Origin of the sequence: Stenotrophomonas sp. 278, assembly GCF_003935715.1 — a bacterium.
Taxonomy (GTDB): domain Bacteria; phylum Pseudomonadota; class Gammaproteobacteria; order Xanthomonadales; family Xanthomonadaceae; genus Stenotrophomonas; species Stenotrophomonas maltophilia_AH.
This window is the reverse complement of the sequence record NZ_RHPP01000314.1, coordinates 1-682: the sequence shown is the minus strand read 5'-3', so window position 1 is coordinate 682 and position 682 is coordinate 1. Positions and strand designations below refer to the sequence as shown.

1 pseudogene is annotated in these 682 nt (G+C 67.7%); it reads left to right on the top strand.

Annotated features, from left to right (window positions below):
* Nucleotides 1-294: 294 nt before the first annotated feature.
* Nucleotides 295-682: pseudogene (locus EGJ34_RS21905) on the top strand (hypothetical protein); the annotation flags it as partial.

Sequence of the window (682 nt, the reverse complement as noted above, 5' to 3'; positions counted from 1 at the left end):
ACCCCAGATGCCGGGGTGTGGGGTGGGGGCTGTCATGTTATTAACACACCGCCCACGCGGCCATGCCGCGGGGCGGGCGGGCGTGGGGCCGGCCCAGGCGATACCGAGGGCCGGCCAACGGCCGGCGCTACCGAATGACATCCCGTGAACACGCACTTATCGGGCAGAGTCAGAATCCCCCTATGTGCGCCACACCCATTTTCACGTAGCATCAACGGAACAAGGGCCCGCCGGAGCGCGGACCCAGGGACGCCGCAGGGGGAGACCGCGGCACCGATGCAAGGAAGTCGTGAAATGGCGGAATTTCTCAATGTCGCGCTGACATTCCCCACGCTGCCGTACAGCATCGTGCTGGCGTTTGCCGTGGTGTATTGGCTGCTGGCCGCGTGCGGCGTGGTCGACGACGGCTTTGCCACCGACGGCATCGACCTGGGCGGCGGCGAAGAAGGCCTTCACGGCATCTCCGGCATGTTCTCGCGCCTGGGCCTGGGCGGCGCACCGGTAATGCTGGTGATCGCCCTGCTGGCCTTCTTTGGCTGGACCGGCACCTATCTGACCCATCTGTTCCTGCTGCAGCCGCTGCCGGTGCCCCTGCGCTGGGCCGCTGGCGGTGCCGTGGCGCTGCTGGCGCTGGTGCCGGCCGTTCCGCTCACCGCGATCATCCTGCGTCCGGTCAGTCGAC